Source organism: Variovorax sp. UMC13, from assembly GCF_014170375.1.
In the GTDB taxonomy this organism is placed as follows: Bacteria; Pseudomonadota; Gammaproteobacteria; order Burkholderiales; family Burkholderiaceae_C; genus Variovorax.
The window spans coordinates 247,501-260,672 of sequence record NZ_LZZW01000030.1 but is presented as its reverse complement, the minus strand read 5'-3'; the positions used below and the strand labels follow the sequence as shown (position 1 = coordinate 260,672).

Sequence of the window (13,172 nt, the reverse complement as noted above, 5' to 3'; positions counted from 1 at the left end):
ATGATGAACAACGATCTCCACAACAACGACGCCAGCGCCGTGACTTCTTCCGAAGAAAAGGGCGGCCTGCGTCGCCGCAGCCTGCTCAGCGGCATGACCACCTTCTCGCTGGTGGGCGCGAGCGGCGCCCTGCTCGCCGCCTGCGGTGGTGGCGGCAGCGATGCCGCTGCGCCCGCGCCCCCGGCGCCGCCCGCGCCCGCACCGGCCCCACCGCCGCCGGCCCCGGCGCCCGAACCCGAAGTCACCGCGCCCACGCTGACCGGCCGCGCCATTCTTCCGGCCAACAGCTTCGTCGCCGGCCCGACCTCGGGCCAGTACATCTCGGGCGGCGACCTGGACCGCGCGAAGAACGTCTACGGCTTCACGCTGCCCTTCGCCGACAAGCAGCCGATGCAGGGCTTCTCGGCCCTGGTGCCCGGCCCGGTGCCCGGCGTGTTCTACGTGATGCAGGACAACGGCTTCGGCGGCAAGGCCGCGTCGCCCGATGCGCTGCTGCACATCTACGCGGTGCGCTTCGACTGGACCCAGGGCAAGGTGCTGCCGGCCCACTTCCAGACCGGCGCCGCGCTGGCCTCGTTCACGCCGGACAGCTTCGTGCGCATGAGCGATCCGCAGCGCCGGCTCGGCTACCCGATCGTGGCCGACCTCGCGACCTACCCCGGCCTGTCGGTGTCGCCCGCGAACCAGACGCTGCCGGTGGACCCGCGCATCACGGCCAGCCGCCTCTTGACCGGCTACGACCTCGACCCCGAGTCGCTGCAGTTCGACGCCGATGGCAACTTCTGGATCGGCGACGAGTTCGGTCCCTTCCTGGTCAAGTTCGACAAGCAGGGCCGCGTGCTGTCGCGCGAGGTGCAGATCCCCAACCTGCGCAAGCTGGGCAGCAACCCGCTGGTGCAGACCTCGAACAACCCGTACATCCAGTCCAACACCGGCGTGGCCAACCTGGGCGGCTCGGGCGGCCTGGAGAGCATGGCGATCAACAAGAGCCGCACCAAGCTCTATGCGATGTTCGAGAAGGAGGTCTACGGCGACAACCCGCAGCGCCGCGTGATCAACGTGTTCGACCTGCGCACGCAGAACTTCGATCCGCAGGTTTTCTCGTACCGCGTGAGCACGATCCAGAAGATCAACGGCGACGGCAACCTCGAGACCGAGACCTGCAGCGTCAACGACATGGTCGCGATCAACGACCACGAGTTCCTGGTGATGGAGAAGGACGGCGGCGCGGGCGACGTGCGCACCGGCAAGTTCGCCGCCTCGGGCACCTGGCGCAACGCGGCGCGCTTCAAGCGCGTCTACAAGGTCGATATCGCGGTGGTCGACACCGACGGCTTCCTGGTCAAGGAAGAGATCGTCGACCTGATGGCGCTCAAGGACCCGAAGGGCATCGGCGGCGCCGACACCATCGACGGCGTGTTCACCTTCCCGATGGAATGCGTGGAAGTCGTGACCATCGTCGATGCGCAGACGCTGCTGTTCTGCAACGACAACAACTACCCCGGCGGCTCGCCGTCGCGCATCACGACCGAGCCCGACGCCAACGAGTTCATCCGGGTGCGGCTGCCCAAGCCCCTGGCCATTGGCTGAAGGCCGGGGCTCAGAACATGTGAAGGAACCGTCGCGAGCGCCCCGAGCCTGTATCGAGGAGCGGAGCCGCACGCCCGTGCGGTGAGCACCGCAGATGCGGGATCGGGGTGCGCAGCAGGTTCATTCGCATGTTCTAGGCGGACGTGATCCAGTCCTCATACGCGGGGCCGTCGAGATGCGGCAGCGTGTTGAAGGTCAGGAGCATGTGCCGCTTGGGCGTGAAGACGAACTCGGTCAGCGCGGTGTTGCGGATGCGCAGGTTGAGTTCGATGGTCGTCTCCGGCGAGGTGCCCAGCACATGGCCGACGGCGGTGCTGATCGGCCCGCCGCTGGACACCGCCAGCACGCGCGCGCCGTGGTGGCGGTCGCGCACATGGTCCAGCGCCGTGGTCACGCCGGCCAGGAAGTCCACATAGCTGGGCATGCCGACCGGCGCGCTGCGGCCGTTCATCCAGCCCGCGAGGCCGTCGCGCAGCAGCCTGAAGTGGTGGCGGTACAGCTCCGGCGTGTCGGGCTTCTGCAGCGGCTCGGGATGCACGGTCGCGATCACCGCGTGGCTGTCGTATTCGTTGAGGCCTGGCCATTCGAGCGGCACCGTGCCCGCGTCCAACCCCAGCCCTTCGGCGATGCCTTCCCAGGTCTGCCGATGGCGCTTGAGCGTACCGATGATCACGGCATCGAACTGCATGCCGCGTTCGCGCCAGTATTCGCCCAGCCGCACGGCCTGGCGGCGGCCGAGTGCGCTCAGTTGGTCGTAGTCGGCCTCGCCGAAGCTGGCCTGTCCGTGTCGGACGAGATAGAGGGTGCCCATGGCCGCATTCTGGCCGGGCCGTGGCGCGCTGTCGGTCCCGGCGGCGACGCTCAGCCGCCCGCGAGCACGCGCGCGTAGACCTCGGCGTCGACGTTGCCACCGCTCACCGCGATGCCCACGGTCTTCCCTTGCCAGCGTTCGCGCTGCTGCATCGCCGCGGCCAGCGCCGCCGCGCCCGCGCCTTCGGCCACGTTGTGCGTGTCGGTGAACAGCCAGCGCATCGCCTGCGCCACTTCGTCGTCGCTGACCGCCACCACGTCCTCGGCCTCGGCCGCCAGCACTGCCAGCGATTCGGGCACCGGCGTGCGGCAGGCCATGCCGTCGGCCAGCAGCGTGCTGACCGGCGCTTCGAGCGGCCGGACCGCGCGGAAGGAGTCGCGGTAGGCGGTCGCGTGCGCCGACACCACGCCGATGAGTTTGGTCGCCACGCCGCAATGGCGGCGCGCGGCCGCGGCGCCGGCGAAGCCCGAGCCCAGGCCGATCGGGATGAACAGCACCGCGGGCACGTCGCCGGCCTGCTTCAGCGCCTCGAAGAATTCCACCCAGCCGGTGGCCACGCCGCGCACCAGGTCGCGCGCGAAGGAGGGCACGCGGTGCAGGCCTTCGGTGACGGCGAGCCGGGCCGCGTGTTCGCTCGCGGCCTGGAAGTCGTCGCCGTGCTCGACCAGCTGCACGCCCAGCGCGCGCATCGCGGCGTTCTTCTCGACCGAGTTGCCGTGCGGCACCACGATGGTCGCGGCCAGTCCGTGGCGGGCTGCGGCGAAGCCGATCGACTGGCCATGGTTGCCGCGGGTCGCGCTCACCACGTGGCGCACCGCGGGCTGGGTGCGCGCCAGCGCCTCCATGTAGGTCAGGCCGCCGCGCACCTTGAAGGCGCCCAGCGGCGTGTGGTTCTCGTGCTTGGCCCAGACACGGCAGCCCAGGCGCGCGCCGAGCAGCGGCCACGCGTACTGCGGCGTGGCCGGCATCGCGGCATAGACGGTGCGTTGCGCGGCTTCGATCTCTTCGCGGCTGAAGTTCATGGCGTGGCCTTGCGTCCGTCGAAGGCGATGCGCACCGCCAGCGCGGCGAGCACGCTGCCCATCACGTAGCGCTGCGCGCGCAGCCAGCCCTCGCTGCGCGAGAGCACGGCGGTGATCGATGCGGCGCCCAACACCAGCAGCAGGTTGACCGCGCCGCTCACGCCGATCTGCACCGCGCCCAGCGTCGCGCTCTGCCACAGCACCGAGCCGCGCTCGGGGTGGATGAACTGCGGGAAGAAGGACAGGTAGAACATCGCGACCTTGGGGTTCAGCACGTTGGTCAAAAAGCCCATGCGGAACAGCTTGGCCGGCGGATCGATGGGCAGCGCGCGCGCGGCGAAGGGCGCGTGGCCGCCCGGCTTGACCGCCTGCCAGGCCAGCCACAGCAGGTAGGCCGCGCCCACGAGCCGCACCGCGTCGAAGGCGAAGGGTACGGCGTGCAGCAGGGCGGTGAGCCCCAGCGCCGCGGCCACCAGGTGCACCAGGAAGCCGACCAGCACGCCGGCCAGCGAGACCATGCCGGCCGCACGTCCCTGGCACAGCGCGCGCGACACGCAATAGATCATGTTGGGCCCGGGCGTGAGCACCAGCAGCAGCGCGGCCAGTGCAAACCAGGCGAGTTCGGGGAGGGTCAGCATGTTCAGAGGCCTTTGGATTCGAGTTGGATGCGACCGCGCGGCGTCTGCAGCGTGGCGATGAGGTTGGGCGGGCCGGGCTGCACGTCGAAGGCGGCCAGGCCCAGCGCGAGGTGCGCGGCGCGCAGCACTTCGGGCCGCGGATGGGTGGCGGCCAGCGCGAGCAGCGTGACGCCGGCGTCGGGCATGGTGTCGGCCGGGTGCACCGGCCCCCACTGGATCACCGTGGGCAGCGTGCCGTAGAACAGGCGCTGGCCGTCGTCGCGCACGCTGATCTTCCAGTCGAGCCGGCCGGCCGGCGTGTCGCGCGAGGCCTCGACCAGCGGGCCGCGGTCGATCGGCACCGGGCCGGCCGCGAGCGCGTGCAGGCTGGCGGCCGCATCGGGCACGCGCGCCACGAAGTGCACCAGCTGCGGCCCGTGCTGCGCGAGCCCGGCCTGCAGCGCCGCATCGTCGAGGTCGAACCAGCGGTGCAGGCCCGCGCCGCGCGTGGGCTGCTTGGTCGCATCGATCGCGATGATCTCGAGGTAGGCCTGCGGGAAGGCCGGCGTGGCCACCGAGACCAGCCGGTTGTGCGTGCCCATCAGCGGATGCGCGCCGCCCGGCCCGGGCACCACGCCCAGCGTGGCCTCGCACCAGCGCACGCCCTCGTCGAGCGTGCGGGCGGCGATCACCAGGTGGTCGATGCGGGCGGCCATGGCGCGCTCAGAGTTCGACCTGGCCGTCGATGCAGGTCACGACGTCGCCGCCGACCCAGACCACGCCCTCGGCGTCGCGCGCGATGTGCACCCGGCCGTCGCGGCCCAGGCACTGGCCCTGGCCGGCGATGTACTGCTCGGGCATGTGGCCGTCGGCGATCAGCCACTGGGCGGCGCTGGCGTTGAAGCTGCCGGTGACCGGGTCTTCCTCGACGCCGATCGGGGCCGCGAAGGCGCGCACTTCCAGCGCCACCGGCAAAGGCGCGGCGCGTCCGGCGAAGGCCCGCGCCTCGCGGTTCGAGCGGCCGATGAGCGCGGGCGTGTCGGGCACCGCCACCACGCCGACCTTCTGACCCAGCTCCTTGAGCGCGCGGTGGTCGGGCTCGAGCGCGAGCACGGTGTCGACGTTCTCCAGCAGCAGGCCCATCCAGACCGGGCCGTTGTCGAGCATCTGCGCGCTGCGGATCTGCGAGGGCTTGAGGCCCAGCGCGCCGGCCACGCGGGCCAGCACGCTGGGGCTGGGCGCGCTGCGTCGCAGCGGGGGCGCGGCGAAGGCCAGTCGCTCGCCCTCGCGGCGGATCGGCACCAGGCCGACCGCGCTCTGCTGCACGACCTGCTTGGCCGACTTCGGCTTGCCACCCGCGCGCAGCCAGGCATGGCAGCTGCCCAGCGTGGGATGGCCGGCGAAGGGCAGCTCGCTGCCGGGCGTGAAGATGCGCACGCGGTAGTCGGCGCCGGGGTCGGTCGGCGGCAGCAGGAAGGTGGTCTCCGACAGGTTGGTCCACTGCGCGAAGCGCTGCATCTGGGCCTCGTCGAGGTCGGTGCCGTCGAGCACCACCGCGAGCGGGTTGCCGCGGTAGGGCACGGCCGTGAACACGTCGACTTGCTGGAAGGAGCGATGTTTCATAGGACTTGAATCAGGTGGCAAGAGCCCGCCGCCGGGCCGCCCCAAGGCGGGCTGCGGCCCCCTCGGGGGGCAGCGAGTACACGAAGTGACGGAGCGTGGGGGTCATTTCATTCCAGGGCGAGGTCGAGCACGCCGCGCGCGGCCGAGCGGCTCTTCAATTCGGCGAACCAGCGCTCCACGTTCGGCCAGGCCGGGCGCGTGTACTCGGTGGGCGGCAGGCCGAACCAGCGGTGCGCTTCGCAGCCCAGCGGGATGTCGGCCATGCCGAAGGCGTCGCCGCCCATGAAGGCATGCGTCGCGAGGTGTGCGTCGAGCAGCGCGAACAGGGGCTCGGTGGCGCGCACCGAACGCTCGATGACGGCGGCGTCGCGTTCGGCGGCCGGCGTGCGGATCCATTGCTTGAAGGCGCCGCCGCTGGCCGGGTTGAGCGCGGTCTGCTGCCAGTCCATCCAGCGTTCGGCGTCGAAGCGCGCGGGCAGGTCGTCGGGGTAGAGCGTGCCGGGCGCGTGGCGGGCGCAGAGGTAGCGCACGATCACGTTGGATTCCCACAGCACCACGCGTGCCTCGCCCTCGCCGTCGTCGATGGAGGGCACCATGCCGTTGGGATTGAGCGCCAGGTAGTCGGGCGTGTGCACCACGCCGAACTTGCCACCGGCCTCGGTGCGCTGGAAATCGAGCCCGAGCTCCTGCGCGCACCAGACCACCTTGCGCACGTTGATGGAACTGATCCGGCCCCAGATGTTGAGCATTTCTTTCTTTCTTTCTCTTGTGGTTGTTGTGAGAGGGTGCGTATCGTCTCAGCGCGGCACCGGGCGGTCCAGCATCAGCAGGCGCAGCGCCAGGCCGAGCATGGCCACCGCCAGCAGCCGGTGCTGCAGGCGTGCGGCGCCTGGCCGGCGCTGCAGCCAGCGACCCACCTGGCCACTGAAGGCGCCGAGCAGCGTGTTGAAGGCCAGCGCCGCCAGCGAGAGCACGCCGCCCAGCAGCACCAGCTGCAGCGTGACGTGGCCGCGCGCCGGGTCGACGAACTGCGGCAAAAACAGCATGAAGAACAGCAGCGCCTTGGGATTCACCAGGTTGTTGAGCCAGGCCTGCCGCACGATCCGCGCGAAGGGGGCGGGCGCAGCCGTGCCGAGCGCAGCCGCCCCGCCGTCGCGCCAGGCCTTCACCGCGAGCCAGAGCAGGTACAGCGCACCCGCATAGCGCAGCAGGTCGAAGGCCGGTGCCCAGGCCGCGACCAGCGCGGTGATGCCGGTGGCGGCGCACAGCGTGTGCACCAAGTCCGCCGCCGAGATGCCGATCGCCGCCGCGAATCCGCCGCGCGGCCCCTGTGCCACGCCATGGGCCAGCACGAAAGCCATGTTCGGCCCGGGCGACAGGAACAGCGCCAGCACGGCGAGCAGGAACAGCCCCAGGGTGGCGAGGTCGATCATGGTGCTCGCGGCGCGCCCCGGGTCGTGCGGCTCAGGTCGCGGCCAGCTCGCGCTGCACCTGGGCGGCGGCGTTGTGGGCCAGCTGTTCGCGCAGCGTCGCGGCCAGCGCAGCGATGGCGGTGTCGATCTCCTCGACGCTGGCGGTCACGAAGGACAGGCGCAGCGTGCGCGGATCGCCCTTGCCGTCGGCATAGAAGGGCGCGCCGGGCACGAAGGCCACGCCGCGCGCCACCGCCTTGGGCAGCAGCGCCACGGTGTCGATGCCCTCGGGCAGGCGGGCCCACATGAACATGCCGCCGATGGGCGCGTTGAAGCTCACGTCCAGGCCCTTCATCTCGCGCGTGAGCGCCGCGGCCATCGCATCGCGCTGGCGCTTGTAGAGCGCGCGGATGGTCGGCACGTGGCGGTCGAGGAAGCCGTCCTTCATGACCTCCATCACCATGCGCTGGGTGAAGATCGGCGTGTGCAGGTCCACCGCCTGCTTGGCCTGCAGCAGCTTCGGGTAGATGGCCTTGGGCGCGACCAGGAAGCCCAGGCGCAGGCCCGGCGCCAGCACCTTGGAGAACGAGCCCAGGTAGATGCAGCCCTCGGGGTTGCGCGCGGTCAGCGGCAGCGGCGGCGCTTCGTCGAACCAGAGTTCGCCGTAGGGGTTGTCTTCGACGATGGGCAGGTTGGCCGCGGCGGCAGCAGCCGAGACGGCGGCGCGGCGCGCCTCGGTCATGGTGCGGCCGGTCGGGTTCTGGAAGTTGGGCAGCAGGTAGATGAAGCGCGAATCCTTGGCCTTGGCGACCAGGTCCTCGACGATCACGCCTTCGGCGTCGCTCGCCACGCTCACCGGCGTGGGTTCCATCGGCGAGAAGGCCTGCAGCGCGCCGAGGTAGGTCGGGGTCTCGACCAGCACGCGGCTGCCCGGGTCGATCAGCACCTTGGCGATCAGGTCCAGGCCCTGCTGCGAGCCGGTGGTGATCAGCACCTGCGCCGGGTCGACGTTCCAGGGCAGCATGTCGGCCACGGCCTGGCGCAGCGGGCCGTAGCCTTCGCTCGCGGCGTACTGCAGCGAGGCCGGGCCGTCGTTGGCCAGCACCTCGGCGCAGGCGGCGGCGAAGGCCGTGATCGGGAAGGTCTTGGGCGAAGGCAGGCCGCCGGCCAGGCTGATGATCCCGGGCTGGTCGGTCACCTTGAGGATCTCGCGCAGCACCGAGGGATTCATCTTCTCGGCGCGGGCGGCCATCTTCCATGTCGTCATGATTTTTCCTAGAGAGAGTGTGCGTGGGTGCGCGGCATCATCGCGCGCCCTGTGAAAGTTTCTTGCCGATCAGCACGGTCGCGACCACGGCCAGCGCGAAGCCGAGCGTGACCACGTCCAGCGGCTCGCCCAGCAGCGGCACGGCGGCGAGGATCGAGAGGAAGGGCTGCAGCAATTGTGTCTGGCTCACGCGCAACGCGCCACCCATGGCCAGGCCGCGGTACCAGGCGAAAAAGCCCATCCACATCGAGAACACGCCGACGTAGACCAGGCCGGCCCAGGCCGACACGGCCACCGGCTGCTGCGGCCAGGTCAGCAGCGCGCCCGGCAGGGTGAGCGGCAGCGCCATCACGCAGACCCAGCAGATCACCCGCTCGGCCCCGAGGGACGGCGTGACCTGCGCGCCGTAGATGTAGCCGAAGGAGGCCGCGAAGACCGCGCCGACCAGCAGCAGGTCGGCCCATTCGAAGCCGAAGCCGTGGCCCTGCTGGTAGGCGCGCAGCAGCGAGAAGGCGACCACCAGCAGGCTGCCCACCACCGCGCAGACCCAGAAGCCCAGCCGCGCGCGCTGGTGCAGCACCCAGGCCGCCACGGCCGCGGTCACCAGCGGCAGCAGCGCCGTCACCACCGCCGCATGGCTGGCCGTGACCACGCGCAGCGCATAGCCCAGCAGCAGCGGATAGCCGATCGCGTTGCCCAGCAGCGCCATGCACAGCGGCTTCCATTGGTGGCGCTGCGGCCGCGGTGCGCGCGTGGCGACCAGCACCACGATCGACAGCCCGCCCGCCAGCGCGGCGCGGCCGAAGGTCACGAACCAGGGCGAGAGCTGCGGCGCGGCCTGCGTGCCGGTGGCCAGCCGCGTCATCGGCAGCGTGATGGCGAAGATCAGCACGCCGAGCACGCCCAGCCACATGCCCAGCGTCTCGCGGCGCATGCCGAAGGCCGTCTTTTCCTGTGCCAGCGTACTGCTCATATCTTGAGCATCCAGGCGGCGGTGAGCACCAGCACGGCGGCCATCGCACGGTTGAACCACAGCAGCCGGGCGCCCCGGGCCAGCCAGTCGCGCAGCAGCGCGCCGACCAGCGCATAGGTGAAGTTGCTCGCGAAGGCGAACACCAGCATCACAGGCGCCACGATCGCGAAGCGCCGCGCCGCATCGGGCTGGCCCGCGATCCAGCCGGCCACCAAGGTGAGTGCCAGCAGCCAGGCCTTGATGTTGAGGAACTGCAGCATCACGCCCTGGCCGAAGCCGACCTGCAGCTGCGCATCGCCGGCCTTGCCCAGCGTGGCGCTGCCGCTGAGTTTGAAGGCCAGCCACAGCAGGTAGCCGATGCCCAGGGCCTTGATCACGAAGCGCAGCGCCGGCGCCGCCACCACCAGCGCGCCGATGCCCGCGGCGCACAGCGCAAGCAGCAGGCTCCAGCCCACCGGCACGGCCAGCACGAAGCGCATGGCGCGCGGCAGGCCGCCGTTGGCGGCGAGGGCGGTGGAGAGCGTGGTGTTGGGCCCGGGCGAGAAACTCATCGCCGTGGCCAACACCAGCAGCGCAGTGAATTCTTGCCAGTTCATGACACACACTCTAGACTGATGACCATTACAGTACCGATACAGTTGGGTGGACAAAAATGTAGGCTGTATCGGTCAGCTGCTCGACACAGAACCCGCCATGCTGACACGAACCGCAACCCAATCGCTGACCGGCCAACTGGCCGACCGCTTCGCCGAACGCATCCGCACCCGGCTGCTGCCGCCCGGCACGCGGCTGCCCTCGGTGCGCGAGTGCGCGCGCCAGCAGGGCGTGAGCCCGCACACCGTGGTGGCGGCCTACGACCAGCTGCTGGCGCAGGGGCTGGTCGAGGCGCGGCGCCAGCGCGGCTTCTTCGTGCGCGACGCGGCGCCGGCGCCGGCGCCGCGCCCGGCACGCGCCGGCACGCAGGCGCCGGCGGTACCGGCCGATGCCAGTTCGCTGATCCGCGGCATGTTCCACAGCCACAGCGACAAGCCGCAGCCCGGCATGGGCGTGTTCCCGCCCGACTGGATGGATTCGAGCTTCATGCCGACCTCGCTGCGGCGCCTCACCGGCACGCGCGCGCTGCAGGAGATCTCGCTGCAGTACGGCGAACCGGCCGGCGACGGCGCCTTGCGGCACAGCCTGTCGCAGAAGCTCATGGGCATCAACATCCCGGCCGGGCCGGAGCAGATCGTGACCACCGTCGGCGCCACCCATGCGCTGGACATCGTGAGCCGGGCGCTGCTGCGCGCCGGCGATCCGGTGATGGTCGAGGAGCCGGGCTGGGCCATCGAGTTCGCTCGGCTGGAGGCGCTGGGCATGCGCATCCTGCCGGTGCCGCGCCGCGCCGACGGGCCCGACCTGGCGGTGATGGCGCAGTACTGCGAGACGCACAAGCCCAAGCTCTTCGTCAGCGTGAGCGTGCTGCACAACCCGACCGGCTACAGCCTCACGCCCGGCAGCGCGCACCGGGTGCTGCAGCTGGCCAACCAGCACGATTTCCACATCGTCGAGGACGACACCTACAGCCACCTCGCGCCCGAGCACGCCACGCGGCTGTGCGCGCTCGACGGGCTGCAGCGCACCATCTACGTGAGCGGCTTCGCCAAGATCCTGGCGCCCAACTGGCGCATCGGCTTTTTGGCCGCGCCGCCCGCGCTGTTCGGCCGGCTGCTCGAGACCAAGCTGCTGACCACGCTCACCACGCCCGCGCTGTTCGAGCGCGCGCTGGCCTGGTGCATCGACCAGGGGCAGCTGCGCCGGCATGCCGACCGCGTGCGGCTGCGGCTCGACGGCGCGCGGGCGCGCACGGTGAAGCTGGCGCTGACGCACGGCTGCACCTTCGTCTCGGAACCCGCGGGCCTGTTCGGCTGGGTCGACACCGGCGTCGACACCGATGCGCTGACCCAGCGCATGCTCGACGAGGGCTACCTGCTCGCGCCGGGCTCGCTGTTCCATGCGCGCCGGCCGCCGAGCACGCTGATGCGCATCAACTTCGCGACCGCGCAGGACGCGACCTTCTGGAAGGTGTTCGCGCGCGTGCGCGGTTGATCACAGCAAGGCGTCGGGCGCCAGCGGGCCGAAGAGCTTGAGCAGCAGGCGCAGGCCGGCGCTGGTGTCGGGCTCGGTGCGCGCGTCCTGCAGCTTGCTGCCTTCGGGCGCGCGCCAGACCAGGCCGCCTTCGGCCTGTTCGACGCGCCAGGCGCCCTTGCGCATCGCGGTCTCGATCTGGACGACCGCCTGGCGCGACAGCGCGTCGCTGCGGATCAGCAGCGCGATCTCGGTGTTCTGCAGCTGCGAGCGCAGGTCGAGGTTCATCGAACCGACCACCAGCAGCCGGCCGTCCATCACCAGCACCTTGGAGTGCAGCATCGAACGCGATTCGCCGGTCGCGCTGGCGCCGGAGGAGCCGGAACCGAAGGCGCTGCCCAGGCCGGCCTGCTCGCTGCGCAATTCGTAGAGCTCGACGCCCATCGCCAGCAGTTCCTCGCGGTGCCGCGCATAGCCCACGTGGGCCACCGGCGCATCGTTGGAGGCCAGCGAGTTGGTGAGCACGCGCACCCGCACGCCGCGCGCGCGCGCCGCGGCGAAGGCCTGCTTCATGTCCGCGCCCGGCACGAAGTAGGGCGAGATGATCGTGAGGTCGCTGCGGGCCTGGCCGATCAGTTGCAGCAGGCCCGAGACCACGGTCTCGCTGCCGGCGGTGAGGTCCGAGACGGTCTCGAGCGCGGCCGCGCGCCCGGTGGCGCCGGCGGCATCGCGCGGCTGCGTCACCACCAGGCCGGGCGCCTTGGCGCTGGGCGCGTCGTTCGGGCCGTCCGCCTCGGCGGCGATCTTGGCCGGCTTGTCGGCCATCACCACCGCGGGGGCCCAGACGAAGGCGGCGCTGCGCAGGTCCAGCGGCTTCTCGTCCCAGGCCGCGGCGCGCTGCGCATCGGTCGGGCCGGCATCGGCGGGGCGTGGCTCGCCGTCGGGCGGCTGGGGCGCACCGCTCGGGTCCTGCGCCTGGTCGCGATCGCGCTGTTTGGCGTCGGCGGCCCGCACGTCGTCGCGGATCTTCAGCAGTTCCTCGCGGTCGACCAGCGACTGCACCGGGTAGGCGCGCTCGTCGTTCCAATAGGTGTCGAAGCTGTGCGAGAGGTCCTGCACGATCGGGCCGGCGGCCAGCACGTCGAGGTCGACGAAGTTGCTGGTCTCGGCGATGCCGAAGTAGGCGTCGCCAAGGTTGCGCCCGCCCGTCACGCCCATCACGTTGTCGGCCAGGAAGAGCTTGTTGTGCATGCGCTGCTGCACCCGGTCGAAGTCGCTGATCGCGTTGACCATTCGGCCGATGGTGGAGCCGCGCGCGCCGGCCAGCGGATTGAACATGCGCATCTCGATGCCGGGTTCGAAGGCCAGCCGCATCACCAGCGCATTGCGGCCGGTGCTGTGGAAATCGTCGAGCAGCACCCGCACCCGCACGCCGCGCCGCGCGGCCGCGACCACGCCGCGCAACAGCCGGCCGGTGCTGGCGTCGGCATGGATCGCGTAGTACTGGAGGTCGAGCGTCTTCTGCGCCGCCTCGATCAGCGCGAGCCGGCTGCCGTAGGCGGCCTGCGGGCCGTCGAGCAGCAGGAAGCCCGATTCGAAGCGGCCCTTGGCCGCCTCGCGCCGCTGCTGCACCAGGACCGCGAGCGGCGTGTCGCCGGGCGAGGCCAGCGCGGTCGACACCGGCCGGTCGACGTTCTGCGGCAGCTGGGCACAGCCCGCGGCCAGCAGGAGGGGAAGCAGCAAGGCCAGGCATCCGGAGCGAAGGCGGGATGCAAAAGCGCGGGACGAAG

Annotated in this window: 13 protein-coding genes (1 of these 13 running past the window's edge); 2 read left to right on the top strand and 11 right to left on the bottom strand. The window is 71.1% G+C overall.

What is annotated here, in order from left to right; genetic code table 11:
- The first annotated feature begins 3 nt into the window (after window positions 1–3).
- Window positions 4–1,590 carry an esterase-like activity of phytase family protein gene (locus tag A9977_RS24755; protein WP_183027492.1) on the top strand — a complete coding sequence of 529 codons (1,587 nt, stop codon included), beginning with the start codon at window positions 4–6 and terminating at the stop codon, window positions 1,588–1,590.
- Between the two features lie 133 nt (window positions 1,591–1,723).
- Here the strand turns inward: A9977_RS24755 and A9977_RS24750 are convergent, their stop codons facing one another.
- The 10 genes from A9977_RS24750 to A9977_RS24705 form a co-directional block, all read right to left on the bottom strand.
- Window positions 1,724–2,401, bottom strand: a complete 678-nt coding sequence (locus A9977_RS24750; protein WP_183027491.1) for a histidine phosphatase family protein — start codon at window positions 2,399–2,401, stop codon at window positions 1,724–1,726.
- Between the two features lie 50 nt (window positions 2,402–2,451).
- On the bottom strand, window positions 2,452–3,423 hold the full coding sequence (locus A9977_RS24745) for a threonine dehydratase (RefSeq protein WP_183027490.1): 972 nt from the start codon (window positions 3,421–3,423) through the stop codon (window positions 2,452–2,454).
- The gene (locus tag A9977_RS24740; protein ID WP_183027489.1) at window positions 3,420–4,061 is read right to left on the bottom strand and encodes a LysE family translocator; all 642 of its coding nucleotides are present in this window, start codon (window positions 4,059–4,061) and stop codon (window positions 3,420–3,422) included. The genes A9977_RS24745 and A9977_RS24740 overlap by 4 nt, the downstream gene beginning before the upstream one ends.
- Before the next feature lie 2 nt (window positions 4,062–4,063).
- Window positions 4,064–4,756 carry a VOC family protein gene (locus tag A9977_RS24735; protein ID WP_183027488.1) on the bottom strand — a complete coding sequence of 231 codons (693 nt, stop codon included), beginning with the start codon at window positions 4,754–4,756 and terminating at the stop codon, window positions 4,064–4,066.
- Window positions 4,757–4,763: 7 nt separating this feature from the next.
- Complete coding sequence (locus A9977_RS24730; RefSeq protein WP_183027487.1) at window positions 4,764–5,663, bottom strand: PhzF family phenazine biosynthesis protein; 900 nt, start codon at window positions 5,661–5,663, stop codon at window positions 4,764–4,766.
- A gap of 107 nt (window positions 5,664–5,770) precedes the next feature.
- Window positions 5,771–6,412 (bottom strand): glutathione S-transferase family protein, encoded by a 642-nt coding sequence (locus tag A9977_RS24725; protein WP_183027486.1) that lies wholly within the window; start codon window positions 6,410–6,412, stop codon window positions 5,771–5,773.
- A gap of 48 nt (window positions 6,413–6,460) precedes the next feature.
- Window positions 6,461–7,096 (bottom strand): LysE family translocator, encoded by a 636-nt coding sequence (locus tag A9977_RS24720; RefSeq protein WP_183027485.1) that lies wholly within the window; start codon window positions 7,094–7,096, stop codon window positions 6,461–6,463.
- 31 nt (window positions 7,097–7,127) lie between these two features.
- On the bottom strand, window positions 7,128–8,342 hold the full coding sequence (locus A9977_RS24715; RefSeq protein ID WP_183027484.1) for a PLP-dependent aminotransferase family protein: 1,215 nt from the start codon (window positions 8,340–8,342) through the stop codon (window positions 7,128–7,130).
- A gap of 37 nt (window positions 8,343–8,379) precedes the next feature.
- The gene (locus A9977_RS24710) at window positions 8,380–9,315 is read right to left on the bottom strand and encodes a DMT family transporter (RefSeq protein ID WP_259652128.1); all 936 of its coding nucleotides are present in this window, start codon (window positions 9,313–9,315) and stop codon (window positions 8,380–8,382) included.
- A complete protein-coding gene (locus A9977_RS24705) occupies window positions 9,312–9,911 on the bottom strand; it encodes a LysE family translocator (protein ID WP_183027483.1) in 600 nt (199 codons plus the stop codon). Before A9977_RS24705 ends, A9977_RS24710 begins: the two co-directional genes overlap by 4 nt.
- Window positions 9,912–10,008: 97 nt before the next feature.
- On the opposite strand from A9977_RS24705, the gene A9977_RS24700 reads away from it, so the two are divergent.
- Entirely contained in the window at window positions 10,009–11,403 is a 1,395-nt protein-coding gene (locus A9977_RS24700) for a PLP-dependent aminotransferase family protein (RefSeq protein WP_183027482.1), read from the top strand.
- Here A9977_RS24700 and A9977_RS24695 read toward each other — a convergent pair whose 3' ends face one another.
- On the bottom strand, window positions 11,404–13,172 hold the 3' portion of the coding sequence (locus A9977_RS24695) for a phospholipase D family protein (protein WP_183027481.1). 4 nt of this gene lie beyond the right edge of the window; 1,769 of the gene's 1,773 nt are visible here — the last part of the coding sequence; the start codon falls outside the window, past its right edge; the stop codon is at window positions 11,404–11,406. It abuts the gene before it with no gap.

Excerpts from the sequence above, each read along its gene's own strand:
- A9977_RS24705 (WP_183027483.1), bottom strand. The coding sequence starts at position 9,911 with ATGAACTGGCAAGAATTCACTGCGCTGCTGGTGTTGGCCACGGCGATG.
- A9977_RS24755 (WP_183027492.1), top strand. The coding sequence starts at position 4 with ATGAACAACGATCTCCACAACAACGACGCCAGCGCCGTGACTTCTTCC.
- A9977_RS24730 (WP_183027487.1), bottom strand. The coding sequence starts at position 5,663 with ATGAAACATCGCTCCTTCCAGCAAGTCGACGTGTTCACGGCCGTGCCC.
- A9977_RS24750 (WP_183027491.1), bottom strand. The coding sequence starts at position 2,401 with ATGGGCACCCTCTATCTCGTCCGACACGGACAGGCCAGCTTCGGCGAG.
- A9977_RS24740 (WP_183027489.1), bottom strand. The coding sequence starts at position 4,061 with ATGCTGACCCTCCCCGAACTCGCCTGGTTTGCACTGGCCGCGCTGCTG.
- A9977_RS24700 (WP_183027482.1), top strand. The coding sequence starts at position 10,009 with ATGCTGACACGAACCGCAACCCAATCGCTGACCGGCCAACTGGCCGAC.
- A9977_RS24745 (WP_183027490.1), bottom strand. The coding sequence starts at position 3,423 with ATGAACTTCAGCCGCGAAGAGATCGAAGCCGCGCAACGCACCGTCTAT.
- A9977_RS24735 (WP_183027488.1), bottom strand. The coding sequence starts at position 4,756 with ATGGCCGCCCGCATCGACCACCTGGTGATCGCCGCCCGCACGCTCGAC.
- A9977_RS24715 (WP_183027484.1), bottom strand. The coding sequence starts at position 8,342 with ATGACGACATGGAAGATGGCCGCCCGCGCCGAGAAGATGAATCCCTCG.
- A9977_RS24725 (WP_183027486.1), bottom strand. The coding sequence starts at position 6,412 with ATGCTCAACATCTGGGGCCGGATCAGTTCCATCAACGTGCGCAAGGTG.
- A9977_RS24720 (WP_183027485.1), bottom strand. The coding sequence starts at position 7,096 with ATGATCGACCTCGCCACCCTGGGGCTGTTCCTGCTCGCCGTGCTGGCG.
- A9977_RS24710 (WP_259652128.1), bottom strand. The coding sequence starts at position 9,315 with ATGAGCAGTACGCTGGCACAGGAAAAGACGGCCTTCGGCATGCGCCGC.